General features: G+C 65.1%; 26 protein-coding genes and 1 pseudogene. 12 read left to right on the forward strand and 15 right to left on the reverse strand.

Features of this window, described 5'->3' with window-relative positions; translation table 11 throughout:
* Positions 1-41: 41 nt before the first annotated feature.
* The gene (locus tag EPL01_RS14450) at positions 42-2246 is read right to left on the reverse strand and encodes a PKD domain-containing protein (protein ID WP_135825981.1); all 2205 of its coding nucleotides are present in this window, start codon (positions 2244-2246) and stop codon (positions 42-44) included.
* 387 nt (positions 2247-2633) lie between these two features.
* Between EPL01_RS14450 and EPL01_RS14455 the strand changes: the two genes are divergently transcribed.
* From EPL01_RS14455 to EPL01_RS14470, 4 genes and pseudogenes are all read left to right on the forward strand, one after another.
* Positions 2634-3650 (forward strand): DUF1616 domain-containing protein, encoded by a 1017-nt coding sequence (locus EPL01_RS14455; protein ID WP_135825982.1) that lies wholly within the window; start codon positions 2634-2636, stop codon positions 3648-3650.
* A gap of 29 nt (positions 3651-3679) precedes the next feature.
* Entirely contained in the window at positions 3680-4279 is a 600-nt protein-coding gene (locus EPL01_RS14460) for a metal-dependent hydrolase (protein WP_135825983.1), read from the forward strand.
* Positions 4280-4357: 78 nt separating this feature from the next.
* A complete protein-coding gene (locus EPL01_RS14465) occupies positions 4358-5800 on the forward strand; it encodes a hypothetical protein (RefSeq protein ID WP_135825984.1) in 1443 nt (480 codons plus the stop codon).
* A 487-nt stretch (positions 5801-6287) separates the two neighbouring features.
* Positions 6288-6672, forward strand: a pseudogene (locus EPL01_RS14470) (methylglyoxal synthase).
* A 629-nt stretch (positions 6673-7301) separates the two neighbouring features.
* On the opposite strand, the gene EPL01_RS14475 reads toward EPL01_RS14470, so the two are convergent.
* The 6 genes from EPL01_RS14475 to EPL01_RS14500 all read right to left on the reverse strand — a co-directional run bounded on the left by EPL01_RS14475 (position 7302) and on the right by EPL01_RS14500 (position 12993).
* Positions 7302-9140 (reverse strand): FAD-binding protein, encoded by a 1839-nt coding sequence (locus EPL01_RS14475; protein ID WP_135825985.1) that lies wholly within the window; start codon positions 9138-9140, stop codon positions 7302-7304.
* Positions 9141-9164: 24 nt separating this feature from the next.
* Complete coding sequence (locus EPL01_RS14480; RefSeq protein ID WP_135825986.1) at positions 9165-10058, reverse strand: succinate dehydrogenase/fumarate reductase iron-sulfur subunit; 894 nt, start codon at positions 10056-10058, stop codon at positions 9165-9167.
* 2 nt (positions 10059-10060) lie between these two features.
* The gene (locus EPL01_RS14485; RefSeq protein WP_135825987.1) at positions 10061-10426 is read right to left on the reverse strand and encodes a succinate dehydrogenase/fumarate reductase transmembrane subunit; all 366 of its coding nucleotides are present in this window, start codon (positions 10424-10426) and stop codon (positions 10061-10063) included.
* 1 nt (position 10427) lies between these two features.
* On the reverse strand, positions 10428-10820 hold the full coding sequence (gene sdhC, locus EPL01_RS14490) for a succinate dehydrogenase, cytochrome b556 subunit (RefSeq protein ID WP_135825988.1): 393 nt from the start codon (positions 10818-10820) through the stop codon (positions 10428-10430).
* A gap of 150 nt (positions 10821-10970) precedes the next feature.
* On the reverse strand, positions 10971-11747 hold the full coding sequence (locus EPL01_RS14495) for a helix-turn-helix transcriptional regulator (RefSeq protein WP_135825989.1): 777 nt from the start codon (positions 11745-11747) through the stop codon (positions 10971-10973).
* Positions 11748-11922: 175 nt separating this feature from the next.
* A complete protein-coding gene (locus EPL01_RS14500; RefSeq protein WP_135825990.1) occupies positions 11923-12993 on the reverse strand; it encodes a succinylglutamate desuccinylase/aspartoacylase family protein in 1071 nt (356 codons plus the stop codon).
* Positions 12994-13111: 118 nt separating this feature from the next.
* Between EPL01_RS14500 and EPL01_RS14505 the strand changes: the two genes are divergently transcribed.
* Positions 13112-14470: an ATP-grasp domain-containing protein gene (locus EPL01_RS14505; RefSeq protein ID WP_135825991.1), complete on the forward strand. Its 1359-nt coding sequence runs from the start codon at positions 13112-13114 to the stop codon at positions 14468-14470.
* Between the two features lie 180 nt (positions 14471-14650).
* Entirely contained in the window at positions 14651-15160 is a 510-nt protein-coding gene (locus EPL01_RS14510) for a DUF8215 family protein (protein WP_135825992.1), read from the forward strand.
* 136 nt (positions 15161-15296) lie between these two features.
* Here the strand turns inward: EPL01_RS14510 and EPL01_RS14515 are convergent, their stop codons facing one another.
* Positions 15297-16088 carry an alpha/beta fold hydrolase gene (locus EPL01_RS14515; RefSeq protein WP_135825993.1) on the reverse strand — a complete coding sequence of 264 codons (792 nt, stop codon included), beginning with the start codon at positions 16086-16088 and terminating at the stop codon, positions 15297-15299.
* Positions 16089-16208: 120 nt separating this feature from the next.
* Between EPL01_RS14515 and EPL01_RS14520 the strand changes: the two genes are divergently transcribed.
* Positions 16209-16820, forward strand: coding sequence for a DNA-3-methyladenine glycosylase family protein (locus EPL01_RS14520; protein ID WP_135825994.1), 612 nt, complete (start codon positions 16209-16211; stop codon positions 16818-16820).
* A gap of 159 nt (positions 16821-16979) precedes the next feature.
* Here EPL01_RS14520 and EPL01_RS14525 read toward each other — a convergent pair whose 3' ends face one another.
* Both EPL01_RS14525 and EPL01_RS14530 read right to left on the reverse strand, forming a co-directional pair.
* Entirely contained in the window at positions 16980-17357 is a 378-nt protein-coding gene (locus tag EPL01_RS14525) for a DUF7344 domain-containing protein (RefSeq protein ID WP_135825995.1), read from the reverse strand.
* Positions 17358-17450: 93 nt separating this feature from the next.
* Positions 17451-18161, reverse strand: coding sequence for a VOC family protein (locus EPL01_RS14530; RefSeq protein ID WP_135825996.1), 711 nt, complete (start codon positions 18159-18161; stop codon positions 17451-17453).
* Between the two features lie 169 nt (positions 18162-18330).
* Here EPL01_RS14530 and EPL01_RS14535 point away from each other — a divergent pair, with 169 nt between their 5' ends.
* Together EPL01_RS14535 and EPL01_RS14540 are read left to right on the forward strand one after the other, a co-directional pair.
* Positions 18331-19008 carry an MBL fold metallo-hydrolase gene (locus EPL01_RS14535; RefSeq protein ID WP_135825997.1) on the forward strand — a complete coding sequence of 226 codons (678 nt, stop codon included), beginning with the start codon at positions 18331-18333 and terminating at the stop codon, positions 19006-19008.
* Positions 19009-19127: 119 nt separating this feature from the next.
* Complete coding sequence (locus EPL01_RS14540; RefSeq protein WP_135825998.1) at positions 19128-19541, forward strand: JAB/MPN domain protein-containing protein; 414 nt, start codon at positions 19128-19130, stop codon at positions 19539-19541.
* Between the two features lie 43 nt (positions 19542-19584).
* Here EPL01_RS14540 and EPL01_RS14545 read toward each other — a convergent pair whose 3' ends face one another.
* From EPL01_RS14545 to EPL01_RS14555, 3 genes are all read right to left on the reverse strand, one after another.
* On the reverse strand, positions 19585-19794 hold the full coding sequence (locus tag EPL01_RS14545) for a ribbon-helix-helix domain-containing protein (RefSeq protein ID WP_135825999.1): 210 nt from the start codon (positions 19792-19794) through the stop codon (positions 19585-19587).
* Between the two features lie 328 nt (positions 19795-20122).
* Positions 20123-20716: a class I SAM-dependent methyltransferase gene (locus EPL01_RS14550; protein ID WP_135826000.1), complete on the reverse strand. Its 594-nt coding sequence runs from the start codon at positions 20714-20716 to the stop codon at positions 20123-20125.
* 188 nt (positions 20717-20904) lie between these two features.
* A complete protein-coding gene (locus tag EPL01_RS14555; RefSeq protein ID WP_135826001.1) occupies positions 20905-21195 on the reverse strand; it encodes a DUF7111 family protein in 291 nt (96 codons plus the stop codon).
* Between the two features lie 386 nt (positions 21196-21581).
* Between EPL01_RS14555 and EPL01_RS14560 the strand changes: the two genes are divergently transcribed.
* A complete protein-coding gene (locus EPL01_RS14560; RefSeq protein ID WP_281275374.1) occupies positions 21582-21755 on the forward strand; it encodes a DUF1059 domain-containing protein in 174 nt (57 codons plus the stop codon).
* Here the strand turns inward: EPL01_RS14560 and EPL01_RS14565 are convergent.
* On the reverse strand, positions 21736-22965 hold the full coding sequence (locus tag EPL01_RS14565; RefSeq protein ID WP_135826003.1) for an RNA-guided endonuclease InsQ/TnpB family protein: 1230 nt from the start codon (positions 22963-22965) through the stop codon (positions 21736-21738). The two genes, EPL01_RS14560 and EPL01_RS14565, sit on opposite strands and share 20 nt — an antisense overlap.
* A 262-nt stretch (positions 22966-23227) precedes the next feature.
* Here EPL01_RS14565 and EPL01_RS14570 point away from each other — a divergent pair, with 262 nt between their 5' ends.
* Positions 23228-23533 (forward strand): PadR family transcriptional regulator, encoded by a 306-nt coding sequence (locus EPL01_RS14570; protein WP_135826004.1) that lies wholly within the window; start codon positions 23228-23230, stop codon positions 23531-23533.
* Between the two features lie 26 nt (positions 23534-23559).
* Entirely contained in the window at positions 23560-23958 is a 399-nt protein-coding gene (locus EPL01_RS14575) for a hypothetical protein (protein ID WP_135826005.1), read from the forward strand.
* A gap of 147 nt (positions 23959-24105) precedes the next feature.
* Here EPL01_RS14575 and EPL01_RS14580 read toward each other — a convergent pair whose 3' ends face one another.
* Positions 24106-25248 (reverse strand): acyl-CoA dehydrogenase, encoded by a 1143-nt coding sequence (locus EPL01_RS14580; RefSeq protein WP_135826006.1) that lies wholly within the window; start codon positions 25246-25248, stop codon positions 24106-24108.
* Positions 25249-25426: the final 178 nt, after the last annotated feature.

The raw sequence follows: 25426 nt of genomic DNA on the forward strand, positions 1-25426 counted from the left end.
GCGAAACGGACAGTTACCGCGGTCGAGAAGTCAAGGGAAACTTACGCGCGGAGTCGCGCCGCGACCAGCGAGGCCGCCAGCAGCGCCACCAGCGTCACGCCGACGCCGAATCCGGGGACGGCGCTCCCCGAGCCCGAGGAGGTCGTCTCCTGTCCGGCGTCGTTCCCCTGCGCTTCGACCTGCACCTGCACTTCCTCGGTCACGGTCGCGCCGTACTCGTCCTCGACGACCACCGTCACCGTCTGCGTGCCGGGCGACCCGAAGCTGTGTTCGACCGACTCGCCCGTGACTTTCCCGCTAGCGAAGCGCCACGTAACGGTCGTGTCGCCGAGTTCGTCGGTCACGTCCGCCGAGAAGCCGACTGCCGTACCGACCGTCGCCGAGTCGGGCGTCGAGACGCTGACCTGCGGTTTGTCGTTGACCACCAGCGTCGCCGTCTCGGTGTCCTGAAGCCCGTTCTGGTCGGTCACGGTCAACTCGACGGTCCGCTCGCCGACGCTGTCGAAGCCGACGCTCGCGGTCTGGCCCGAGAAGGACTCGTCGCCGACCGACCACTCGTAGCTGGTCGGCTCGCCGCTTTCGGCGGTCGAGCCGTTCGCGGAGAGTTCGGCGGTCTCGCCGACCAGCACCGACTCGTCGGCGTCGATGCTCGCACTCGGCGCTGGCACGTCGGTCACGGCCAGCGTGCCGGTGCCCTCGGTCTCGGCCGCGAGGACCGCGGTTCCGTTCTCCTCGGACACCAGCGTCGTCTTCAGCATCGTCCACCCGTCAGCAGTTTTCTGGGCGACTTTGACGTCCGAGAGATTGGCCTCGACCGCCGCGGTCTGGACCGTGAACTCGACTGTCGCCGAGCCGTTCGCAAGTGCGCTCGGCCCGTCCATCGTGACCGCGTAGAGGGCCTCGCCCGGCGGCGAGAGCGCAGAGACGTTCGACTCCTCGGCGACCGAGAGGACGCCCGAGACGTTCGCGTCCGAGAGGGTGACCGCTCGAACCGGCGAGTCCTCGAACATCACGGTCGTCCCGGACTCGTTCGCGTCAGCGTCTTGGATGGCCGCGACCGCCGGGCCGCCGACCCGGACGACCCATCCGTCCCGCGTCTCGCCGTAGCTCGTGGACTCGCCGATTGCGAGGTAGCCGCCGCCGTGGCCCTCGACGACCGGCCAGAACTTGTCCCAGTACTCGCCGCCGAAGGTCTGCTCCCAGCTCTTCTTGCCGCTCGCGTCGGTCTTGAGCATCCAGCCGTCGGCACCCACTTCGCCGAGGACGTGCTTGGTGCCCGAGACGACGTAGCCGCCGTCAGGGTCGTTGTGGATGCCGTAGAAGGCGTCGTCCTTGGCGGTCCCGTAGGTCCGCTCCCACTGGGTCTCGCCGTTCCCCGAGATTTTCAGCATCCAGCCGTCCTGCTCGCCGTTGCCCTCGCTCGCGGTCCGACCCGCGAGGACGTAGCCGCCGTCCGAGGCCGCGACGGCGTCGTGGACCTTGTCGAACTCGCCGCCGCCGTAGGTCTCGTCCCACTCGACTTCGCCCTCGCCGTCGACGCGAAGGACCCATCCGTCGGAGGGGTCGGCGGAGCTACCCTGCGTGGTCCCGGTCATGAGCAGGTCGCCGCCGTCGGTCACGAAGATGGAGTTGACGTACTCGTCGGACCCCGAGCGGACGGTGTCGTAGGTCTCGCTCCAGACTTCCTTGCCGTCGCCGGTCAGCTTCATCGCCCACGCTTCGGCGTTGCCGCCGTCCTTCCGCCAGCCGCCGACGTAGATGTTGCCGCCCGAGCGGGCCAGCGACCAGAACTCCTCGGGGCCGTTCGCGCCGTAGGTCCGTTCCCACCGCTTCGCGCCGTCGGAGCCGAGTTTCATCACCCAGCCGTCTTTGTCCCCGTCGGTCGTCTTCGTGCCGACGACGAGATAGCCGTCGCCGACCTCCTCGACGCCGAAAATCCTGTCGGCACCCGACCCGCCGTAGGATTTCTCCCAGCGCGTCTCGCCCGCTCGGTCGAGCATGGCGACGTACCCGTCGTGGGGGTCGCTGGGGTCCGAACTGTTCGACCACCCGACGACGAGGTAGCCGTCGTCGACCGGGACGCCGGTCGCCAACTTGTCGTCACCGTTCCCGCCGACCGTCTTGGCCCACCGCTCGGGCGGGGCGTTTCCGGCGTCGTCGGGCGCGCTGACGGCCCCGACCGTGCCGACGACCGGCGCGACCGCGACCAGCAGCGCCAACATTCCGGCGAAGACGGCGTTTCTCATGGGTCGTTCCTCCTGTCGAAGACTGTCGTTGCATCGTTCGAGAGCATGGTATCCAAACGTTATCCGGTGTTATTCTGACGTTGTGGCCGTTCTCCCCGGACAGAGAACGCCGGAGCGAACGTTACTCCATATGTGTCCCTGTGCGGACCTTTGTTATACGTCCGTTGAGCGACTCGTAGGTCCTCCCTGTTATCGATTCCCGAGGAGTTCGAGATTGCCGAGAGAATCCGCGACGGTGGTGGTCTCGAATCTCGGCTCGGTGTAATCGGCGATTACGGGGGGACAGCCACGAGATAACAAAGTGGCAATCGCGCGTTGCCCGACTGTAATGAGCCGTCGAACCGACTCCGATTGGTATCGAAGCGTCGTTGGAGGGTCGTCGGACCCATGAGTCACGAGGCCGCAGACGACACGCTGGTCGAGCGCCTCGCCCGACCGGCGCTCCCGCTTGACCTGCTCGCGGTCGTCGCCTACGCCGTCGCGGCGGTCGTCGTCCTGTCTCAGCCGGGGGTGTACGGCACGCCGCTGGCAGTCGCTGTCGGGATTCCGCTCCTGTTCTTCGCGCCGGGGTACGCGCTGGTGTCTTTCCTCTTCCCCGGCGCGACGCCCGACGACGCCTCGCCGAACTGGTCGCTGGCCGACGCCCGCCAACACGGGCTGACCGGCGGCGAGCGCGCCGCCCTCGGCTTCGGGTTCAGCGTCGCGCTACTCCCGCTGCTCGGAGTCGCGCTCGGCTTCTCGCCGTGGGCCATCACGCCCGGAACCGCCATCCTGTCGGTCGCCGTGGTCGCGTCTCTGTTCGCTCTCCTCGGGACGGTTCGGCGACTCCGGCGTCCGGCCGACCGGCGGTTCTCGCTCCCGATTCGGGCGTGGTCCGGCGACGCGAAGCGAGCGGTCTCCGGCGGGTCGATTACCGATACTGTCCTGAACGTCGGCCTCGCGGCGGCGGTCGTCGTCGCCGTCGCGGCGGTCGGCTACGCGGTGGCCGCGCCCTCGCCCGGTCAGGACTACACCAGCGTCTCGCTGCTCTCGCAGAACGAGACCGGAAAGCTCGTGGCCGACGACTACCCCCGGAACTTCACCAGCGGTGAGGGCAAACCCCTCGTCGTGGAACTGGAGAACCACGAGGAGGTCCGGACCGACTACTCGGTCGTGGTCGAACTCCAGCGCGTCGAGCAGACGGGCGACGGCGGAGCCAAGGTGTTGCAGGAGCGAACGCTGGCGACGTTCACGCCCACGGTCGGCGCGGGCGAGTCGTGGCGGGCGACCCACGAGGTCACCCCGACCATGACCGGCCAGAACCTGCGACTCACGTATCTGGTCTACGAGGGCGACCCGCCGAGTAATCCGACGACGGACAACGCCTACCGGCGGGTCCACGTCTGGGTCAACGTCTCGGGATAGCCTGATTTCGATGGCTCCTCGCTAACTCCATGTGGCCTTGGGAACACCTCGCAGTGGGATACCTCTGTTACTCGCTGTTCGTCCGGGTTTTCGGGCGGCGAGCGCCGCGAACGTGGCCGGTGGTCGCGCTGGCGCTCGGGACGCAATTTCCGGATTTGGTGGACAAACCGCTGGCGTGGGCGTTCGGGATTCTGCCCTCCGGGCACTCGCTGGCCCACTCGCTGTTGGTGGCGCTCCCGGCGTCGGCGCTCGCGGTGACCGCGGCGTGGGCGCTCGGTCGGCGGAAAGTCGGCGCGGCGTTCGCGTTCGGCTACCTCTCGCACCTGCCCGGTGACGTCTTCTATCCCCTGCTCGTCGGGGGCGAACCCAACTACGGATTCCTGTTCTGGCCGGTGGTGCCCGCGTCGGTCTCGGAGGCCAGCGTGGGCTTCGTCGAGATGGTCCGGACGCTGTTCGTCCGGTACGTGGCCGAACTCGCGCAGGGTGAGGTCTCGACGTACCTCGCCGTCGAACTCGGGTTGATGGCCTCGGTGGTCCTGCTCTGGCTCTACGACGGCGCGCCGCCGTTCGGGTCGCTCTGGTCGAGGGTCGTCGTGGGTCGCCCGGCGGACGCCGAGGAGACTCCCTGACATATCCCTTTTCAGGAAGTTCCTGTTCGGCTCACAGGACGCCCATAACAATGCGCCCGAGAGGCGAGAGAGTCGGACGTGAACCGCGAGAGTCCGACGACGAGACGCGCGTATCTCCGCGCCGCCGGAGCGACCGCCGCGGCGGGTGCGCTGGCCGGGTGTAGCGAGTTCGTGCCCGGAGAGACGACCACGACGCGACGGACCACTTCGACCGAAACCGCCGAAATTACTGAAACCGCCGACACGCCGACCGGCGAGACGACGGCGACGACGAGGGGGAACTCGACTTCCGCGCGGACTCCGACCGGGGTGGACCGGAGCCGGTACGAGACCGTCGTCAACGTCGCGGACGCGGGCGCTGACACCTCCGGCGAGGAGCCAATCGACGCGGTTCTGAACGAGCGCGTCGGCGACGACACCCTGCTGTACTTTCCGCCGGGGCGCTACAAGCTCGGAGAGTGGGAGGCGACCGGGTACAGTAACCTCGGGGTCGTGGGCGACGACGCCGCGCTGATTCCGCCGGAGGGCAAGCGCGACTACTGGCTGATGTGGGGCGACCTCAGCGACTTTCGCTTCTCGGGATTCACCGTCGACTGCCGGGGGAACCGTGTCGCGCCCGTGACCTACCTCTCGGTCTCTGGCGGGCGCAACGTCGTCCGGAACGTGGCGGTCCGGGGCCACCGACGCGCGCCGACGACCGCCTTCGAGGTTGCGGCGGCGGGGAAGGGTTCTGAACTGCGCTTCGAGAACGTCGAACTCCCCGACGGCTCGACCCACGGCCACGCGGTCTACGTCTTCCCGCGGAGCGTCGGCGACCTCACCTTCCGGAACTGCCGGGTCGAGCATTGGATGGAGGGCCTGTATGCGGCCTACCACCGCGGGCCGCTCCGAATCTTGGGCGGCTACTACGCCAACAACGGCATCGAACAGGTCCGGGTCGGCGGCGGGACCTCCGGCGCGCTGGTCCGCGGCGTGACCGTCCGCGTGGACAACCCCAGACGGCCCGAGTACAAGCCCAACATGCGCGGCATCTGGGCCGAGGAGGGCGGCAAGGTCCGCATCGAGGACTGCGACGTCGCCATCACGGACCTGACCGGGACCTACAGCTCGGGCGCTATCGTCGTCGGCAAGCAGTTCGGCGAGGCGGTCGTGGTGAACACCGAAATCCGGACCGACGCCGACGCTTACGGTCTCCACGTCCGGAATCCCATCGAGAGCATGGCGGGCGAGACCATCCCGAGCATGGGCAGTCTCCCGAAGCGCACCCGATTCCGGGCGCGCAACGTCCGCATCTCGGGGTCCGCGGAGTCGGGGGCCGCGGTCCGGGCCACCCGCCGGGACGACTGCCGATTCGAGAGTCTCTGCGTCCGCCACCCTCGCGGCGACCGCGACGGGATTTGGGTGGCCGGTGCGGACGGGTGCGCGGTGCGCTCCTCGACCATCGACGTGACCGGCGAGGCCCTCCGGGCCGAGGAGGCAGAAGTGGAGACGATCGGCGTCCGGACGAACGGGTCGTGTTAGGGCGTGTTTTGGGTATATGGATAACTAATTCGTTTCTAAATATATAAATACATTTCTTTAGCACGTATCTTCATTTCTCTGCGCGAGGGCGCTCGCCGCCCGCGGCGAGCCCCCGGTGGAACAGACCACGCGCGAACGCTCGGTGAATCAGCCGACAGGAGGCGCTCGACTCATCAACTGCCGGGACGCCCCCGCCCGACCAACCGCCGGGATGCGCTCGGCGAATCAGCCGCCGTGGGCGGGATGAAGGGGCCGCCCGGTCGCGTTCACTGTAGTCGCTGGTCGGCCTCTATCCGTCGCAACCACGTCCGTCGGATATGCCGACCAGCGACCGCGACCGGGCGGGGGCTTCAAGAAGACAACACCGCCGTAGTCCTGCTGTCTTCACTCCCGATTACACCCAAAGAGAGCGACACGTCAAGGACTTCCAAACTCCTTAGACTTCAGCCGCCAGCAAGCCAATAACGATGCAAACCGACCCAAGAGTATGACTCGTCTCGCACTCATCGCCCACGACGACGAGAAGCCGGTCATCATCTCGCTCGCCACCGAACACGAGGACCTCCTCTCGACGTTCGACCTCGTGGCGACCGGTTCGACCGGCGAGCGAATCGCCGAGGCGACCGGCCTCGAAATCGAACGCAAGGAGTCCGGCCCAATCGGCGGCGACACCCAAATCGGCGCGGAGGTGGTCGAGGGCCTCCTCGACGGCATCGTCTTCCTGCGGGACCCGCTCGGCCCAGCCGCACGAGCCCGACATCACCGCGCTCCTGCGCCTCTGTGACGTTCACGACGTGCCGATGGCGACGACGCGGACCTCGGCAGAGTACCTTCTGGAAGGACTGGCTGGTGAATCGGCGGAGGGGTCGTAAATTCAGACCCGGTTTTGGGGTTTGAGGACGGGGAGAACCAGAGTATTCGAACACACCGTCCCTACCCACTTCGCTCAGTTCGACAGTCCACGTCCCTGGCGGACTGAAAGGGCGAGCGGGGTTCGCGCAACGCTTGGTCGTCTCAGCGGGCAACTATTTCCGCGCGGGCTGTGCGGAGAGCGCGGAAATATCCCGCTGAGCGACCGCGAACCGCGCGAGGGCTTTCTAAACCTTGTTTCCGTCTTCTTGAAGTCCCAGTTCTATCTGCTCGTCTGATTGTTATGAGAAGCAGACCCGACGTTAAAGGCTGAAAGAAGCTAGCTTCAGGCCGAAGCCTAGGCGTCTACCGCACCGCCCCGCACCGCGACCGCGAGCCACGTCCTCCCCAACCGATTGCGTTGCTCGTCGCTACGCTCCTGCGCTACTCATCCCTCGCACGCCGATGGCGCGGCGACGAGACGCCGCGCCAGCGCGCGCCGAATCGAGAGGAGTGCCTGCTAATCGGGAGAAATACCTGCCGAATCGAGAAGAGTGCCTACCGAGACAAGAGAACCACCGACTCCAACCCGAAAAGAGAGCAATCGAAACAGAACGGCGAAGAAGAAAAGCCGGAGAGAAAGAAATCTCGATTAGTACGAGCGTTCTTTCGGCTCGTAGGTCTTGTTCTCGCCTTCGAGGATGACCGGCTTGTACCACAGTTCCGGACTGCCCTCGTTCCACGAGAGCATCGTGTGCTTGAGCCACTCGTCGTCCTTGCGCTCCTGGTGCTCCTGTCGCCAGTGGGCACCGCGGAACTCGTCGCGGGCGAGGGCACCGAGCGTGATGGCCTCGGCGAGGTCGATGAGGTTGCGCGTCTCGATGGTGTGGATGAGGTCCGTGTTGAAGGTGCGCGAGGGGTCGTTGACGTAGACATCCTGATAGGCCTCGCGGACCTCGCGGATGTCTTCGAGCGCCTGTTTGAGTCCCTCCTTGTTCCGGAAGACGTTGACGTTGGCGGTCATCGACTTCTGGAGGTCCTCGCGGAGTTCGGCGTGCTGGATGCCGTCGTCCTTCTCCATGAGTTGCTCGATGCGAGTCCGCTCGCGTTCGACTGCGGCACGCACCGTCTCGTCGGGTTCGACCACGGCGGCCCCGCCGTCGGCGACCGCGTCTCCTTCGCTAGCCCCGACCGCGCCGGGTTCGACCGGCGTGTCGAGGTCGGTCTCCTTCTCGATGTCGTCGGTCTTGCCCGTCGTAATCTCGGGTTCGCCGAGGTCTTTGCCCGCGGCGTGGCGACCGGCGCGCGCGCCGAAGACGATGAGTTCCGGCAGGGCGTTGCCGCCGAGGCGGTTCGAGCCGTGGACCGAAACGCAGGCGCACTCGCCAGCGGCGTAGAGGCCGTCGATGAGGGTCTCGCCGTTCTCGTCGGTCTCGATGCCGCCCATCTCGTAGTGCTGGCCGGGCTTGACCGGCATCGGCTCTTCGAGGCCGTCGACGCCCTCGAAGTCCCGCGCGAGGTGGAGGATGTTCTCGAGTCGGTCGGTGATGCGCTCCTCGCCGAGGTGGCGCATGTCGAGGTAGACGTACTCGTCCTCGACGCCGCGGCCCTCGTTGACCTCCGTGAGTTCGGCGCGCGACACCACGTCGCGGGAGGCCAGTTCCCCGGCGTTGTTGGCGTAGCCGTACTCGAACATGAAGCGCTCGCCCTCGCTGTTGTAGAGGATGCCACCCTCACCGCGCACACCTTCCGAAATCAGGACCCCGGTCGAGGGGAGCGTGGTCGGGTGGAACTGGACGAACTCCATGTCTTCGAGCGGGACGCCAGCGCGGTAGGCCATCGCCTGCCCGTCGCCGGTGTTGGCCACCGCGTTGGTCGTGTGGTCGTACACCTGTCCGGTGCCGCCGGTTGCGAGGATGACGCCGTTTCGCGCCTTGAAGCCCTCGACTTGACCGGTCTTGATGTCGTAGGCGACGACGCCGTGACACTCGCGGTCGGCCGGGTCGTCGTGGTCGGTGACTGCGAGGTCGGCGACGTACCACTCGTCGTAGACCTGAATCCCCCGCTTGACGACCTGCTCGTACATCGTGTGGAGCATGTGGTGGCCGGTCTCCGCTCCGGCGTAGGTCGTCCGGGCGAAGGAGAGGCCGCCGAACGGTCGCTGGGAGACGCGGCCGTCGTCCTCGCGGGAGAACGGCATCCCCCAGTTTTCGAGTTGGATGGTCTCGCTGGGACTGTCCTGCGCGAGGGTCTCGATTGCGGGGGCGTCACCGAGATAGTCCGACCCCTTCATCGTGTCGTAGGCGTGGAGTTCCCAGTCGTCGCCCTCGCGGAGCGCCGCGTTGATACCGCCTTCGGCCGCGCCGGTGTGGCTCCGGACGGGGTGGAGTTTCGTGACGATAGCCACGTCTGCACCCTCCTCGTGGGCCGCGATGGCCGCACGGAGTCCGGCACCGCCGCCGCCGATTACCAGAACGTCGTGTTCGTGCATAGTTGGTGTTGAATTGTGGTTGGTCTACCAGAATTTGAGGTTCTGTTTGACCGCTTCTCGCTTGAGTTCCTGAATGTGTTCGGTCAGCGGGATGTCCTTCGGACAGACGTTCGTACAGGAGAACTGGGTCTGGCACCGCCAGACGCCGTGTTCCTGGTCCATCACGTTCAGCCGATGCTCCTTCATGTTCTCGCCTTCGCGCTTGTCCATGGCGAACCGGTAGGCCTTGTTGATGGCCGCCGGACCGAGATACTGGTTGTCCCCGGCCGCGATGTTACACGAGGACATGCAGGCACCGCACCAGATGCACCGCGTGGACATCTTGATCTTCTCGCGGTTCTCGCGGGTCTGTCGGTACTCCTCTAAGTCGCCGCCCGACTCCTCTTCCGGCTGGAAGAAGGGTTCGACCGCGTGCATCTGGTCGTAGAAGTGTTCCATGTCCACGACGAGGTCCTTCACCACGTCTTGGTGGGGAAGCGGCTCGACTCGGACCGGGTCGTCGAGGTCCGAAATCTGGGTCTGACAGCCGAGGCGCTGGCGACCGTTGATGAACAAAGCGTCCGACCCACAGACCGCCTGTCGGCAGGAGTGGCGGAAGGTCAGCGTCGTGTCGAAGTGGTCCCGAGCGTAGATGAGCGCGTCGAGGACCGTCATCCCCTTCTTTCGGGGGACGTAGAAATCGTCGAAGCGCGGCTCCATCTTGCCTTCGACCTCGGGGTCGTAGCGGAACACCTTGAGGAGGACCGCGTCCTCGTCGGGTTCGGCGGGCGCGCCAGCCGCCGCTTGGCGCTCTTGGCGCTCGGCGTCTCGCTCGGCCCGGCGTCGGTCGCCCGGCGTCTCCCGCTGCTGGACCGCCGTCTCGGCCGCTTGTTCGTCGGGTTCGGTCTGTTCTTGCTCTTCGGGTACTTGCGTGCTCATGATTACATCACTCCGGCCATGACGAGTGCGAGGTAGGTTCCCTGCCCTGCCAGCGCGAGGCCCGCGATGGCGAGGAGGCCCTTCACGGCGGTCTTCTTCCCGCCCGTCAGGCCCTGATTCAGCAGGGCGGCGTAGACGCCGTTGACGCCGTGGAAGGTCGCGGTCAGTAGGAACAGCACCATCGTCAGCATGTAGCCCCACTGCTCCATCCGGGCGGTGGTTCCGGCGAAAGTCACTTCCGAGGCGTGGTTGACGAAGTGCAGGAGGAAGAAGTGGAACGCCAGCACCACGACCAGGAAGGCCGCCGTGATTCGCTGGAGGAACCACGAGAGGCTTCCGCTCTGGAAGGACGAGTAGCGTTCGGCCATCTCAGAACGCCCCCTCCAGGAAGGTCGGAACACTTGCCAGTACGATGACGCCGGTGACGACCAGCGACGCGTAGAAGCTCTTGTCCTGTTGCTCGAGTCCGAGTCCGAGGTCCACGAACAGCAGGCGGACGCCGTTCAGGATGTGGAAGACGGCGACGGCCAGCAGGCCGACTTCCATGACGCGGACGACGAGCAGGCTTTCGAGCCCTTGAATCGTGTCGGTGTACGCGGTCGCACCGGTCGTTGCGGTACTCAGCACGGCGATGTGGGTGAACAGGTAGCCGATGAGTACCCACCCGGTGAACTTGTGAAGTATCCAGGCCCACATCCCGGCCGTGAACTCCTTCCACCGGCCGAAGTCTTCGATGAGGCCTCGATTGTACGATTGACTCATACTTGTCCGTTCGGGGAGTTGGACTGTGGGCAAATAGAAGTTTCTACCTTCTTCCGGACCGGAAGCCGATAGCCGCGTTCGATTCCCGAACCGACAACTCAGTTCGTTATCAGCCGACCGCCGCTCGCCCCCGACCGCTCCACCGACGACTCAACCGAAGGCCCGCGCCGCACGTTCGTACTCGGCGAACGTCGAGTCGGCCCACTCGCGGATCTCCTCGGCGTCGGTTTCGATGAGCGCCCGCGGAATCCCGTCTTCGTCCTCGACGCCGACGTGGACAATCTCGTCGTAGAGGCCGAGAAAGTAGGGAATGTCGCCCTCGGAGACCGAAATCTCGACCCGCCCCGTGTCGAGCATCTCCTCGATTTTCTCGGCGTAGTGGGGCTTCTCCCGAAGTTGCTCGGCGACGCTCGGTTCGACCACGACGTGCTGGCGCTGGCCGTCTTCGACCGCGGACTGTCGCCCGGCCTCCAGTTGATTCAGGCCGACTGCGGGCAAAAGCGCCCGGAAGGTCTCGGCCTGCGAGGCCACGTCCGCGTGGCGGTTCGCCGGCGCGTAGGGGTCGCTCGGCGTCGAGACGATTACCTCCGCGTCGGTCAGACAGCCGAAATCGAGGTCGAACTCCTCGACCGGGAGCCACTCCAAGGCGGGCTTGAGGCGCTTCATCGTCTCGACTCGCTCCTCGAATCGGCGGTACTCCGCGAGCGCGAGCCTGCCGAACGTGGTCGGGCGATACTCGCCCGCCGAATACGCCACGAGGCCGTGCGATTCGAGTTCTCGAATACTTCTATCGACCGTCGAGCGCGAGCAGTCGAGGCTCTCGACCAGTTCGCGCTTGTCTTTTCCAGATTCCCGTACCGACTCCAGCGCGTCGATTCGCTGTTCGAGTACGTCCAACAGCGGTTTACGAGCGATATTCGAACACATAGCCACCCGCCAAAGGGTGTCAACCGGCCACAAATTATACGTACTGGAGCCAATCAGCGCGCTCCTCTCGGGAATTAACCAGTCCACTTCGGTCTGGCTTTTTCCGGCGTGGATTTTGTACTATATCTGGGAATTGTCGAAGAATCAGTTTTGGACGGTGGCTTTCGGTGCCATTTTATCGCTTCTCCGGCACCGCGGGCGGCGGCGTCGGCGTCTCGACCGACTCGCTCTGGGCGCGCTCTCGCTTCAGCGCCTTCCGGGTGTTCGCCGAGAGTTCGACCATGTGACACAGCGGGTTCCCCGGATAGACGACCGGGTTCTCCAGCACGCCGACGAGCAGGCCCGTGAAGGGCGCTTCGACCGGTTCGCGGTCGGTCTTGAACGGGTTCGTGATGGTGCAGATGGTGTCGCCCTCGTAGACCAGCGACCCCCGGTCGTGGTGCATGTCCACCAGTCCGCCGGCGTCGGCCCGAATCCACGTCTTCGCCTTGTCGTCGTCGATGATTGTGCGCCACCCGGGCCACTTCACTGCGTCGGTGCGGTGGACGCCGTACTCCGCGAGGACGCTCTCGACGCCCTCTAGTCCCCGGTCGATGAACTCCCGCTGGAAGCGGTGGGCCTCGCCCATCTCGATGGTGATGGTCGGGATGCCGTAGTCGGTGGCCTCCCGACGCAGGGTTCCGGACGGCCCTTCCGAGGAGATGACGACGTGGGACCCGAAGGCCTTGGCGAGGCGGGCGACCTCGGGGTCGGCCATGTCTGCCCGGACGTGGAGCATGTTGGTCCGGCCGCGAGTCGAGGTGTGGAAGTCCAGACCGATGTCGCAGGGCGCGATGAAGTTCCGGAAAATCTGGTGGGCCATCCGCTTGGCGCTGGTCGAACCGCTCCGGCCGGGGAAAGAGCGGTTCAGGTCTCGGTCGTAGATAGGGAGGTAGCGCTCCTGAGCGAGGAAGCCGGGGACGTTCAGGACTGGCATGCAGACGAGCGTGCCACAGAGGTCCTCGTGATTCCACTCGTGGGCCACCTCGCGGACGACTTCGATGCCGTTGAGTTCGTCGCCGTGGGCCGCCGCCGAGAGAAACACCGTCGGGCCGGGTTCGGTCCCGTTGACGATGGTGACGGGGATGCGAACGGGGTCGCCCAGATACGTCTCGCTGATACCGTAGCGGACGTTCTGGGTCTCGCCCGGTTCGACGATGCCGCCGTTGTACGTAAACGCGTCGGGGTCCTCCTCCGAACCGGTCATACCACCCACTCGGACTCCGGCATATATAAAGACGGGGAGACGCGCTTCGAGTTGTTTTCGTTCCGAGCCAGTTCGATGTTCCCCTTTTTAAGGGATGGCGTACAATATTTGAATACCAATGACTGCAGATGGTTCTGGTGTGCGGGTGGGTGTACTGAGTCTCCACAACAGCAAGGAAACCAAAGCGATTCTGAACGCAATCGAAGACCTCGGTCACGAACCTTTCTGGCTTCGGGAGGAGAACACGGCGGTTCGCCTCTCCGACGGCGAAGTCGTCCTCGAACCCGACGTGGACATCGTGGCGAATCGTCTCCTGTTGTCGAACACAGAACAGCCCTCGGAGGCGGTCGGACTGGCGAAAATCTACGACAGCCTCCTGCCGGTGTTGAACGACCCGAGTTCGGTCATGACGGCCATCCACAAGTTCTCGACTGCGACCGCGCTGGCCGACGCCGACCTGCCGGTTCCCGACGCCCTGCTCGCGCTGTCGAACGACCGACTCAACGACGGTCGGAGCGACTTCGGCGAGGAGGCCGTCTACAAGACCGCCATCGGGACCCACGGCGGCGGGACGTGGAAGGTCGGCCCCGACGAACTCGTCAACCCCCGAGTCGGCGACCGGCAGGCCTTCCTGCAGGAACTCATCGAGCGCGACGAGGGCGAACACCGCGACCTGCGGGTGTACGTCGTCGGCGACCGCATCGTCGGCGCGATGAACCGCTACGCGCCCGACAACGACTGGCGGACCAACGTGGCGCTCGGCGGAGCCGTCGAGGACGCGACCGACAACCTCCCCCGCGAGGTGGCGAACATCGCCCGCGACGCCGCCGACGTCATCGGCCTCGACTACGCCGGGGTGGACCTCATCGAGGGCCACGACGGCTGGTACGTCCTCGAAGTCAACCCGACCGCGGGCTTCAAGGGTCTGTTCAAGGCGACCGGTCGGAGCGCCGCGCCCTACATCGCCCAGCTCGCCATCGAGCGCGGCGGCGGCACCGTAGACGAGGGCCAAGTCGAGGACCTGACCGCCTCGCTGGACGACTCGGTTCCCGCCTGCAAGCCGATGCCCAAGGACATCGGGTCAGGGGAACCAATCGTCGTCGGCTACACCGAGGAGGTCATCCTGAGCGGCACCAGCGGGTCGGAGACGGTCGTCGCCAAGTCCGACACGGGCGCGACCCGGACCAGCATCGACACCAAACTCGCGGCCGAAATCGGCGCTGGCCCCATCAAGAGCATCGCCAAGGTCAAATCGGGCAGTAGCAAGTCGAGTCGCTCCCGGCCGGTCGTGGACGTGGTGGTCGGCGTCGGCGGGAACCGCCACACCGTGACCGCGAGCGTCGAGGACCGCGCCCACATGGACTACCCGGTTCTGCTCGGCCGCGACATCCTGAAGCACTATCAAGTCAACGTCCAGAAGCGCGTGGACCAGGAAGAGGAGACCGAGGAGGAAGAGGAAGAGCAGACCGAGGAGTGACCTCGTAACGATATTCAGGGAGTAAACACACCAATATAATTTTCTAACAATTGTACTTATTCTCTAAACAAATAATATTCATTCTCTGTCGGTCTTCTCGTCTTCGACGGCGGTCTGACCTCAATTCCTCGACGCCGGTCCGGCCCCAGTTTTATCTCGCCGAGCGTGGTACTCGCCAACATGTCAGACCGCGGGGCCAGACAGACCCGACCCGCGACGAGCCGACGCCGCCAGTCGTGGTCCGGGTGGGGCGAGGGGCGCGTGGACGAGAAGGACGGCGTCGGCGTGTTCTTGGACGACGTGACCTACGCCTTCGCGGACATCTCCGTGCTGAGCATCCCGGTTCTGTTCCACCTGATGACGAGCGCGACGAACGCGTGGTTCGGCCTCAAGTTCGGGGCGCTGGTGGCGTGGCTGACGATGGTCGTCGGCGCGGCGCTCCTCCGCGGCGGGTGGGTGACGCCGCTCGCCACCGACGAACCAGGATGGGTGGCGATGACGCCGTCGCTGGTCCTCCTCCGACTGGGCTACTACAACGCCGTGCTGGCGCTGGCGGCCTACGGCGGCCGCGCCCTGAGCGAGGCCGTCTCGCCGGTCGCGTCGGTCGCGTTCGCGTTGCTGGTCGGGGCGCTCTCTGTGGGGGTGTTTCCGCGACTCGCAGACGGGTTCTACGGTGTGGTGGCGGAGTGAGAGAATTGGGAGAGAGAGTCGCTGGTTCGAATAGAGAGAACAGAGGGAACGAGGTTTCGAAAGCCCTCGCCCTTTCAGTCCACCAGGAGGCGGCTGGGTCACCGAGCGCACTCAGTCGGTGGGGAGAGTAACTGGCTCACTCCCCGAGAAAGTCCAGTATCTCCTCGGCGACCGCATCCGGGGCCAGCGCGTGGGCGAGGTGGCCTCGACCGTCGAGTCGCCGGACCTCGGCGTCGGCGATGCGGTCGGCCAGTTCCTCGGCGGTCTCCCGCAGGTAGTCGGGACTCTCGGTGCCCCAGAGGAGCAACGTCTCGGCCTCGATGTCCGGGGTCTCCGGCGGGCGGTACATCCCCGCGGCGTCTAGCTCCCGGCGGCTCACGTCCGCGAACTCGACGCGCTGGTCCCACATCGGCATGTTCGCTATCATCGCCTCGGGAAGCCCCAGCGCCTCGCGCAGGAACCACCGGAGCGCGGCCTCGTCGTCCTCCTCGGCGGCCCGGGCCGTCGCCCCGGCGACCATCTCGGTGTGGGCCGCGCGGTGCGGTTCGAGGAGGACCGGCGGTTCGTGCAGGACCAGCGACTCCACCGCGTCGGTCCGCCGGGCGGCCTCCAGCGCGCAGATGCCGCCGAAGGACTGCCCGAGGAGCGCGACCCCTTCGTCCTCCTCGGCGCTCGCCTCTTGGGCCGCCTCGATAACGGCCAGCACGTCGTCGACCTCGCGGTCGAAGACGTAGCCGTCGGCGTCGCCGCTCTGGCCCCGGCCTCGGCGGTCCATGGCGAACAGCTCGAACTCCTCTTCCAGCAGGGGCCGAAGCGGTTGCCACGTCGAGCGAAAGTCGTTGCTCCCGTGGACGAGGACCAGCGGGCGGCCATCGCCGTAGCGTTCGTAGGCGATTTCGACGCCGTCGGCGGAGGTAGTGGTGTGCATGGATTGAGTCGGATTGCGTTTGGTTTCGGGCGGTGTCTCAAATCCCTTACTGAATCGAGGCCGACTCCTCGCCGCATCGAGGCCGTACGCTGATTAGCGAGCAGTTCCTACCTCGCTCCGATGACCGAGCAAGCCATCGCCGAACTCCGGGCTGACCCCGACCTCGGGCCGCTGGTCGCCGAGTACGGCCCGCTGACCATCGAACCGGCAGCGGACTTCTACCGGCGGTTCGTCGTCTCCATCCTGCGCCAGCAGGTGTCGATGGCGTCGGCGGCCGCGACCCGCGAGCGTCTGTTCGACCGGGTGGAACCGACCCCCGAGGCCGTGCTGGCGGCCGACCCGCAAGTCCTGCGGGACGCCGGACTCTCGCGCCAGAAGACCGAGTACGTCCGGAACGTGGCCGAGGCGTTCATCGAGGAGGGCTACTCGCTCGACTACTTCGCGGGGGTGCCCGACGACGAGGTGCTGGCCGAACTCACCGCAATCAAGGGCGTCGGGACGTGGACCGCCAAGATGCAACTGATGTTCTCGCTCGGTCGGCCCGACGTGTTCCCGGTCGGCGACCTCGGCATCCGGAAGGGCATCGAGGCAGTCCTCGGCACGGAGATGACCAGAACCGAGATGGTCGAGGCCGCCCAGCGTTGGGCACCGTATCGAAGCTACGCCAGCCTCTACCTCTGGCGGGCCGACGAGGACATCACCGAGAGCGTCGGCGAAGTCACCGACCTGTAGCGAACCCCGGGCCGGGCGGTAGGACAATCGAATCGCAGAGAATACGGAGGCTGAGAAGGTAGCAGAGAGGCTGAGGAGACAGGAGACTGGGACCGAAGCGCGGGACACAGCTATCGCGGGGAAGGGCGACGTCACGGACGGCCGACCGTCAGCGGAACCTCAGACGACGTTCTCCTCGCGGGCGGCGAGGTCGAGGTACTCCGAGATGGGCTTCTCGTCGTCCTCCAGGAGCGTCACGTACCCCTCCTCGGGGTCGAACGCGACGGCGTCGGCTTCTTCGAGTCGGGGGAGTTGGCTGTGGTAGAGGTCGGCGAGGACGCGCTCTGCGTCCACGGGGTCGCCAGCCTCGCTCTCCCACGAGGCGACTTGCTCGGCGAGTTCGTCGAGCGTGACCGTACTGCCTTCTTCTCGGAGGTGATAGAGGACGTACCGGCGGCGGCGGTTCGAGAGGAGGTCGAGCGTAGCGTCGAGAGCTGGCGAGATGCCGCTGTTTCCTCCGGCGAAGCCAGCGGTCACGTCCGGGGCGTCCGTATTCATGGTGCAACTTCTACTGGATACTCCGGCACAAAAAGCACGGTACCTAAACGATTAGGCACAGGGTGAACTCGGCCCCGCAAACCCCGTTATTGGTCAGTAGAGCGTCACGTAGTGGCCATCTGGGTCACGTACTCGCAGGGCCTCGTCGGCGGTCGCGTCCTCGAAGCGGCCACTCGAATCCACGCGTTCGATTTCGCAGGCGTCCTCGCGGACTGCCTCGACTGCGGCCTCGGGGTCGTCGGCCTCGAATCCAACGTCCACGTGGAGACCGCCGCGGGCGTCGGCGATGCCGAGTTGCGGTTCCCAGAGTTCGAGGTCCACCGGACCGGAGAGGCGAACGCGCTTTCGCTCCTCGCCGCGGTCTACCTCCTCGAAGCCGAGCGATTCGTAGAATGACTCTGCGCGCGCGAGGTCCTCGACTTCCAGCACGATTTCGAAGATGCCGGTGATGGCCGACTCGCCCTCGCCACAGCCGCCGATTTCGACGCAGTTCCCGTCGGGGTCGTAGAAGTACAGCGACTTCGACCCGCCGAAGTCGAACTCCGTGAGGTCGAACGACTCGCCGAGTCGGTCGCGCCACTCGTCGTACCTGTCGGGCGGCGCGGCGAAGGCGTAGTGGGTGTGGACCCCGCCGCGGGGGACCCCGCCGGGTTCTCGGAGGACGAAGGCAGAATCGCCAGCCTCGAAGACGACTTCGCCGTCGCCCTCGCGGAGAATCGGGAGATCGAGGTGGGTCGCGTAGAACTCGCGTGCCCGGTCGAGATACTTCGCTTCGAGCGCTAGCCATCGCAACCCCGAGAGCATGGCTTCGTGGTACGCACGCCCGGCGCTTAAGTGGCGGGGGCAGTCGAAGTCAAGTGGCGGGAGCAGTGGGAGTCGAGTGGCGGGAGCAGTCGAAGGGGTGATGCATCGACCACGTCGTCCCACTTACTGGCCACCGGGGATTTTGAGGGTTCGGTCCCTATACCACGACATGCCGCTGAAAAAGACCCAATCCGCGACCGAGTTCGAGGAGATAGACCGGTGGGAGGAAGGCGTCGGGTGGATAGCCCACCCCGACGAGACGATGCTTCGGGCGAGTCACGCCATCGACACCGACGAGGGCGTGTGGGTCGTAGACCCCGTGGACGCCGAGGGCATCGACGACCTGTTCGCCGAGTTCGGCGACGTGGCTGGCGTGGTCGTCCTGCTGAACCGCCACTATCGGGACGCCGACGAAATCGCTCAGCGTCACGACGTGCCGGTGTACGTCCCCGCGTGGTTCGACCGCGTGCCCGAGATGACGGCCCCGCTCCGGCGATTCGACACGACGCTCCCGGGCACCGACTACCGCGTACTGAACGTCGCCGACTCGTTCGGGTGGGAGGAGGCGGCCCTCTACGACGAGGACTCCGGCACGCTCGTCGTGGGCGAGAGCGTCGGCAACGCGCCCTACTTCACCACGCCGGGCGAGCGCATCGGCGTCCACCCCATGATGCGACTCACGCCGCCGTCGGTCCTGCGCGGTCTGCGGCCCGAGCGCGTGCTGGTCGGACACGGCCGCGGCGCGACGGAGAACGCCGCCGACGCCCTCGAAGACGCGCTCCGGCGGTCCCGGCGTCGGACGCCGAAGCTCTACGCCGAGAACCTGCGGCTGCTGGTCCAGCGGTAGTCCGGGTCCGCTTAACCGGCGTAAACCGACGCCTGTGGCGGTCCGAGCGAGATTAAGCCGGTCGTGGCGCATCGCTAGGTGGGCAATATCGTTATACACGAACGGGCCGAAGGGGGCGTGTGGTGTACGTAACGCGGGGACTGGTGGACGTGCTACTCGAACTCGCACACGAGGCCGAACCAGAGGAGACGACGGTCTCACTCGCGGTCACGCCCGCCGCGGAGTTCGAGGACTTGGCCGACGTACCGCCCGACGCGCCCGTCTTCACCCACTTCTACCCGCCGGAGGCTGGCAAGTCGATTACCGCCGTCTTCGGCGTGGACCTCTCGGTCCCGGCCGGACAGACGCAGGGCCGGTTCATCTCGCACCCCCGGGGGAACCTCGAAGTGAACAAGACCGACGACCTCCACGAGGCCATCCTCGTCGCGGTGCCGCCGTGGGACGAGTCGTCGCTGGCGGCGTTCGACCGGTCCGGTCGCCGCCAACCGCTCGAAATCGTTGACGCCGAACCGCCAGCCGAATCGCTGGCGTAGGGTCGAGTTGCTTGTGTCGGTGCAAGTCGTCGGCGTAGCGGCGCTACTCCAGATAGCCCAGCTCGCGGAGTTGGCCCGTAATCTCCTCGAACTCGGCCTCGGTGAGTTCGCCCTCCTTCTGGTGCTGGATGACGATGCTCCGGAGAAGGAACCGAACGAGGTCGCTCGTGCTGGAGAAACTGGTGCCTTCGATGGTCTCGTCCACGCGGTCGGCGAGGTCCTTCGGAATCGAGACGGTGGTGTAGTCGGTCATGCGACCAATTGAGTCCGCACGCGGGATAGATGTTGCGTCACTATCGCTACGTAGTATTCAGATATTGAGGAATTGCGGTTTCAAATAAATAGAGCCGGGTTTCGAAAGCCCTCGCGGGCCTCGCGGTCGCTGACGCAGGATATTTCGGGCGTCACCACTCGCTTCGCTCGTTTAGACGCCCGAAATAGTGGCCTGCGCAGACGACCACGTGAACGCGAGGCCCGCTCGCCCTTTCAGTCCGCCAGGACAGTGACTGTGGCACCGAGCGAAATCCGTGGATGGCGGCGCGTATCTGGACACCTCTCACTCGGATTATCTTGCTTCATCTTTATCGCTCGAAGACGAGCGCGTAGTGGTGGGGCGGCAACTCGACTCGCCGCGCCAGCGAGAACGCCGACGCGCCGAGGACGGCGGACTCGGTCTCCTCGGGGGTCATCCGCAGGTCGGTCGGCGGGCCGCGCGGACTGCCCGCGATTGGAGTCTCCTCGCGCGGCCGGTCGTACCAGTTGACGATGATAAACTCGCCGCCGGGCCGGAGCGCCTCGTAGACCTCGGAGACGAAGCCCGGAATATCATCGACGCCGTGGAAGGTGTTGGCGATGAGGACGGTATCGACTTTCTCGGGCAGGTTCCGGGCGAGCGAGCGGGCGTCTCCCTCGACGGTCTCGACGTTCTCGATTCGGTGCTGGTCGGCGAGGAGCGCGAGTTCTTCCAGCACCTCCGAGTCGAGGTCGATTGCGTAGACGGTGGCCGGGTCGGTGATTCGGGCTGCCGGGAGCGCGAAGTAGCCGTCGCCGCTCCCGACCTCAGCGAGCGTAGTTCCGGACTCGACGCCGAGGTCTCGGAGCGTCTCGCCGGGCGCGGGCCAGAGTTTACCCCACCAGTCCCAGTCGGGGAGTTTCGTGTTCTGGAATCGGTCCATGGGCGCGAGGTTGGAGTGTCGGCGGGAAATATCCTTCCGTGCGCGGAGGTACGGGCGGTCTGTGTGGCGAGGTCCGGACGGTCGTCGCAGTCGAGGAGGCGATGGAAGGGGAAGGAATATCCTTATTTCCTAAATATAGGAAATTGTTTTCTTTAGATAGGAAGAGGTTGCTGAGAACGTTCCGTGGGTCACATACCCATGTCTTCGGCGGCGGCGGGCACCGGCAGGTCGTGAGGAGAGACGCCCAGCAGCTCTCCGGCGTGGTCGAGCGCCATGTCGAACCCGTAGTAGCGTTCGAGTTCGTCGCCGTCGGCGCTCGGTCGGACCTTCAGCATGGCGTAGCCCTCGACGTTCTGGGCGATAGCGGCGGTGGCGCGGTCGGATTCGAATTCGAGGACGCGCTCGTCGTCGGTCTCGTAGTAGCGCGCCGTGATGCCGTCGTTTTGGGCTTGCTCCTCGGTGGGTCGCTCGTCGGTCATGGCCGGGAGTTAGGAGGGGTGACAGTCGAAGGTACCGATTCGTCTCTCAGAAATTACAGGCGGAGTTGGACTGGAGACGGCTTCCGAAAGGACTGAGAAGGCTTCTTGAAGCCCCCGCCCGGTCGCGGTCGCTCAGCGGGATATCTGACGGACGTAGTTGCGTCAGATAGTGGCCCGCTGAGACGACCACGGGCCTGCGGCCCGCGACCGGGCGGCCCCTTCATCCACCCTACGGTGGTTTGGCCCGCTGGCCGGTTTCCAGAGATTGATTGGCCGAGTGCTCGCTCGTGGTCTGGTCCACCGAGCGCGCCCGGCCCGCGACCGCAGTAGATTTATGGCAAATCGGGTGGCACCTCTGCCGGGGTTGAGAAACGATGCCAAAGCACATGGCTTGTCGAGAACAGGGAATGGACTGCGACTTCGAGATTACCGACGAACACGAGGAGGAGATGGTGGACTTCATCCAGATACACGCTCGGTCCCAGCACGATGTCAACCGCCTCGGGGTCAAACCCCGAGGCTTGTCAGTGGACTCCCGCTCTAACTGCGTAATGCAGTAGGTCGAAATCGACCATTCGCGTTCAACGTCCCTGACTTAAGGGCCAGTTGACTGGTGGCCCGTCCAGCACCAGACTTGAGCCAGTGCTGGACAAGACGCCACCCGACATTCCGAGCGGCGTTATAGTCGGCGTGGAGTTCCTTCCCACACTTCAGGCACTCGAACTCGTCACCATCACGGTTGTCCTCGTGCGTGAACCCACACTCCGAGTGACTGCACCGCTGCGACGTGTAGGCAGGTGCAACATCGTCCACCTCGATGCCGTATTCTTCAGCTTTGTATTCGACGTGGCGTTGGAGTTCACGGAACGCCCACTGCTGGAACTTCGAGGCGTTCGAGATGCGTTCGCGGATGTGTTTCAGATTCTCGAATGCAATCGCCGTACAATCGTTCTCCACGGCTTCACGAACGATAGCCTTCGAGACACGGTGCAAGTAGTCCGCGCTCCACCGTGCGAACCGTGAGCCGATGCTTTTGATGGTGAGGTGTGCCGAGCGAGTGCCCGTTTGTTGGAGGTCGCCGCGCCGACGCTCGTACTCGTCGCGGCGGTGGTTGAGGTAGTCTGCGTTCCCGAGGAACGCTCCCGTACTGGTGACAGCAATATACCCGTCTACGTTCAAGTCAACGCCAAGAACCACTCCGTTCTCGGTCGCTTCGTCGTCAGAATCAGCAGGTTCGACTTCTTTCTCGACTGCGACGTGGAGGTAGTATGTACCATCACGCTTGTGGAGCGTTGCTTCCGTGCGTTCCCAGTCGTCCGTCCAATACTCTGCGAAGGGAGTCCCCGTGTCGTCTTCGGGCGTGACGAACTCGGCGCGGACGCGGTCGTCCACGGTGGCGAGGGTCACGTGGTCGTCGTTGTAGGTGATGGTGCGCCCGTTGTACACGACCACACTCCCTCGGAACTCAGGTTTGCTTGTCTTCTTGCCGTCGTCGAGGATGCGGTCTTTGCAGTTGCCGAGTGCGTCGGCGGCAAGGTTGCGGGCAGATTGGACGAGACTGGCTTGCAGGCTGGTTTGCTCCCGAACGTCCGCGTAGGTCTGTTCGTGGAGCGTGTTCTTCGTGTCTTCGATTTTGGTGGGGTCGTCGCTCCATCCAGCATCAGCGACGTGCTGGGCCGCCTGTTGGAATTGCTCGAACGTCTCATCGAGAACGCTATGAGCGTCCTCTGGAACGTCGAGCTTTATCTGGATGTTACGGACGACCGCCATACTTCATTAGTACCGCTAGATATACTTGAAAGTATTTATCATGGGTGGTGGGGAGTCGGCTCTGCTATCGTACGTGGTTTGTGTCATCAGTTATCGGCTTCCTCCCCGACCTCAAGGGTCGGGGTATCCGCCTCGCAATTCTATGAACGTCTCGGAGGACGAGGCCCGGGACATGATGAAAAACACCTGAGGAGCCACCGAGGCGAGCAATTTTTCGCGGCGAAGCGCAAGCGTCGTAGTCGCTCGGCCAGACTACTCGACCATGACCCGATGGCTCCAGAGCGGACGGCGGCGAGACATCTGCACCCTGCTGTACGGCGAGGGACCGCTTCGCGGCCAGTCGCTCAAGACCCGCCTCGAAGACCACTACGACACCCACATCGACTCGAAGTCGTTCTACGGCGCGCTCTCCTCGCTGGAAGACAAGGGGTTCGTAGAACAGCGCACCGAGGGGATTCACGACGCCTACGCGCTGACCGAGGCGGGCGAGCGGCGGGTCGAGGAGCATTTCGAGTGGACGAAAGAGAAGATGGCCTCCTCGTCGGACGCCGACGATGCGCAGCGTTAACCAGTGACCTCTGAGTAGCGGGGGTCATGGGCCGAGGCGTCGAGTACGACGATTTCGAGCAGCACGTCCGCGACACCCTCGCGGAAGCGACCGGCTACACCTGCACCAAACAGTACGAGGTCGGCAAGTCCGGAAACCGGTGGAAAGTCGATTGCGTCCTGCTGGACGACCACGACCTCCGGAAGGGCTACGTCGAGGTGAAAGAGACCTCTCGCTCCTCGAACCGGAGTACCTACATCAACCACATGCGCCGGGCCTACGCCGAGATGGGCGATTTCAGGCAGTTCGACGTGCCGAAGGCCGTCGTCGTGGCCGACAAGTGGGACACCGGGGGCACCGACTGGGACGCGATGCTCGACTCCATCGACTGCATGCTCGTGGACATCGAGGAAATCGACCGATTCGTCGCCGAACTCGGCACGTAACCCGAGAGGAGGGCGTCGAAAAAGTCGCGCCGTGGTCAATCCAGCAGTTCGTTCGCAATCGTGTTCTGGAAAGCCCTCGCTCGGTCGGCACCCGCCGACCGTCGCTCGCCCTTTTCATGTCCACCAGGACGGTGGTCTGGGACGCTCTCAGTCCAACAACTCGTTCGCAATCGTGTTCCGCAGGACCTCGCTGGTCCCCTCGTAAATCTCGTTGAGCTTCGAGTCCCGATAATACCGCTCGGCGGGGAAGTCCTTGGTGTAGCCGTAGCCGCCGTGAATCTGGACGCCCTCGTTGGCGACCTCACGCGAGATTTCCGAGGCGTAGAGCTTGGCCTGCGCGGCCTGCTTGATGTAGTCCTCGCCGCGCATCTTCCGGTCGGCGGCGCGGTGCATCAGCATCTTGGCGGACTGGACCTTCGTGTCCATGTCGGCCAGCTTGTGCTGGATGGTCTGGAACTCCGAGATTGGCTGGTCGAACTGCTCGCGGTCTTGGGAGTATTCCAGCGCGTCTTCGAGGGCGGCGCGAGCGATACCGATGGACCGCGCCGCGATGGTGATGCGCCCGCCGTTGAGGGTCTTGAGGGCGTGGACGAACCCGCGGCCCTCCTCGCCCAGCAGGCGGTCCTCGGGGATTCGCATGTCGTCGAACCGCAACTCGGCGGTCGGACAGCCCTTGTCGCCGAGTTTGTCCTCGGTACCCTCGACGTGGAAGCCGTCGTCCTCCTCGGGCCGGACGACGAACGAGGAGATACCCTTGTTCCCGGCCTCGGGGTCGGTCTTGGCGAACAGCGTCACCGTGTCGGCCACCGAGCCGTTGGAAATCCAGAGCTTCCCGCCGTTGACGACGTACTCGTCGCCGTCCTTCTCGGCGGTGGTGTCCATCGCGGGCACGTCGGAGCCAGCACCGGCCTCCGAGAGCGCGAACGCGCCGATGTCCTCGCCCTGATTTAGGGGCGTGAGATACTCCTGTTTCTGGTCCTCGTCGCCGAACTCGTAGAGCATGTTGCCCGCGAGGCTGGTGTGGGCCGCGACGACGGTGCCCAGACCGCCCGAGCCGCGGGAAATCTCCTCGAGGCCGATGGCGTAGGAGTGGTAGTCGAGGCCCGCCCCGCCGTACTCCTCGGGGAAGGGCATCCCCATCAGGCCCAACTCGGCCATCTCGTCCACGAGGTCCTCGGGGAACTCGTCGTTCTTGTCGATTTCGTCGGCGCGGGGCTTTATCTCCTCGTCTGCGAACTCCGCAACCATGTCGCGTATCTGCTTCTGCTCGGCGGAGAGACTGAAGTCCATGCGAGGGAGTTGCGCCGGAGCGACCCTTTAGTTTTCCCTTCGGCGTCGGGGGTCGGGGAAGTACGAAGATTCGTGTCGAGAGCAACCGCCGAGGAAATGAAGAAGACGGTTTAGAAAGCCCCCGGACGCTCGCGGTCGCTGACCGACATATCTGACGCGCGCAGTTCTGCGCGCGTCA

The organism is Halorussus ruber, assembly GCF_004765785.1.
GTDB lineage: Archaea > Halobacteriota > Halobacteria > Halobacteriales > Haladaptataceae > Halorussus > Halorussus ruber.

Bases quoted from the DNA above. Each gene is read 5' to 3' on its own strand.
- EPL01_RS14495 (WP_135825989.1), bottom strand. From the start codon at position 11,747: ATGTGTTCGAATATCGCTCGTAAACCGCTGTTGGACGTACTCGAACAG.
- EPL01_RS14500 (WP_135825990.1), bottom strand. From the start codon at position 12,993: ATGACCGGTTCGGAGGAGGACCCCGACGCGTTTACGTACAACGGCGGC.
- EPL01_RS14555 (WP_135826001.1), bottom strand. From the start codon at position 21,195: ATGACCGACGAGCGACCCACCGAGGAGCAAGCCCAAAACGACGGCATC.
- sdhC (WP_135825988.1), bottom strand. From the start codon at position 10,820: ATGAGTCAATCGTACAATCGAGGCCTCATCGAAGACTTCGGCCGGTGG.
- EPL01_RS14580 (WP_135826006.1), bottom strand. From the start codon at position 25,248: ATGGACTTCAGTCTCTCCGCCGAGCAGAAGCAGATACGCGACATGGTT.
- EPL01_RS14565 (WP_135826003.1), bottom strand. From the start codon at position 22,965: ATGGCGGTCGTCCGTAACATCCAGATAAAGCTCGACGTTCCAGAGGAC.
- EPL01_RS14460 (WP_135825983.1), top strand. From the start codon at position 3,680: ATGTGGCCTTGGGAACACCTCGCAGTGGGATACCTCTGTTACTCGCTG.
- EPL01_RS14515 (WP_135825993.1), bottom strand. From the start codon at position 16,088: ATGCACACCACTACCTCCGCCGACGGCGTCGAAATCGCCTACGAACGC.
- EPL01_RS14530 (WP_135825996.1), bottom strand. From the start codon at position 18,161: ATGCTCTCGGGGTTGCGATGGCTAGCGCTCGAAGCGAAGTATCTCGAC.
- EPL01_RS14455 (WP_135825982.1), top strand. From the start codon at position 2,634: ATGAGTCACGAGGCCGCAGACGACACGCTGGTCGAGCGCCTCGCCCGA.
- EPL01_RS14560 (WP_281275374.1), top strand. From the start codon at position 21,582: ATGGCTTGTCGAGAACAGGGAATGGACTGCGACTTCGAGATTACCGAC.
- EPL01_RS14505 (WP_135825991.1), top strand. From the start codon at position 13,112: ATGACTGCAGATGGTTCTGGTGTGCGGGTGGGTGTACTGAGTCTCCAC.
- EPL01_RS14475 (WP_135825985.1), bottom strand. From the start codon at position 9,140: ATGCACGAACACGACGTTCTGGTAATCGGCGGCGGCGGTGCCGGACTC.
- EPL01_RS14575 (WP_135826005.1), top strand. From the start codon at position 23,560: ATGGGCCGAGGCGTCGAGTACGACGATTTCGAGCAGCACGTCCGCGAC.
- EPL01_RS14525 (WP_135825995.1), bottom strand. From the start codon at position 17,357: ATGAATACGGACGCCCCGGACGTGACCGCTGGCTTCGCCGGAGGAAAC.
- EPL01_RS14520 (WP_135825994.1), top strand. From the start codon at position 16,209: ATGACCGAGCAAGCCATCGCCGAACTCCGGGCTGACCCCGACCTCGGG.
- EPL01_RS14535 (WP_135825997.1), top strand. From the start codon at position 18,331: ATGCCGCTGAAAAAGACCCAATCCGCGACCGAGTTCGAGGAGATAGAC.
- EPL01_RS14510 (WP_135825992.1), top strand. From the start codon at position 14,651: ATGTCAGACCGCGGGGCCAGACAGACCCGACCCGCGACGAGCCGACGC.
- EPL01_RS14480 (WP_135825986.1), bottom strand. From the start codon at position 10,058: ATGAGCACGCAAGTACCCGAAGAGCAAGAACAGACCGAACCCGACGAA.
- EPL01_RS14545 (WP_135825999.1), bottom strand. From the start codon at position 19,794: ATGACCGACTACACCACCGTCTCGATTCCGAAGGACCTCGCCGACCGC.
- EPL01_RS14550 (WP_135826000.1), bottom strand. From the start codon at position 20,716: ATGGACCGATTCCAGAACACGAAACTCCCCGACTGGGACTGGTGGGGT.
- EPL01_RS14485 (WP_135825987.1), bottom strand. From the start codon at position 10,426: ATGGCCGAACGCTACTCGTCCTTCCAGAGCGGAAGCCTCTCGTGGTTC.
- EPL01_RS14570 (WP_135826004.1), top strand. From the start codon at position 23,228: ATGACCCGATGGCTCCAGAGCGGACGGCGGCGAGACATCTGCACCCTG.
- EPL01_RS14450 (WP_135825981.1), bottom strand. From the start codon at position 2,246: ATGAGAAACGCCGTCTTCGCCGGAATGTTGGCGCTGCTGGTCGCGGTC.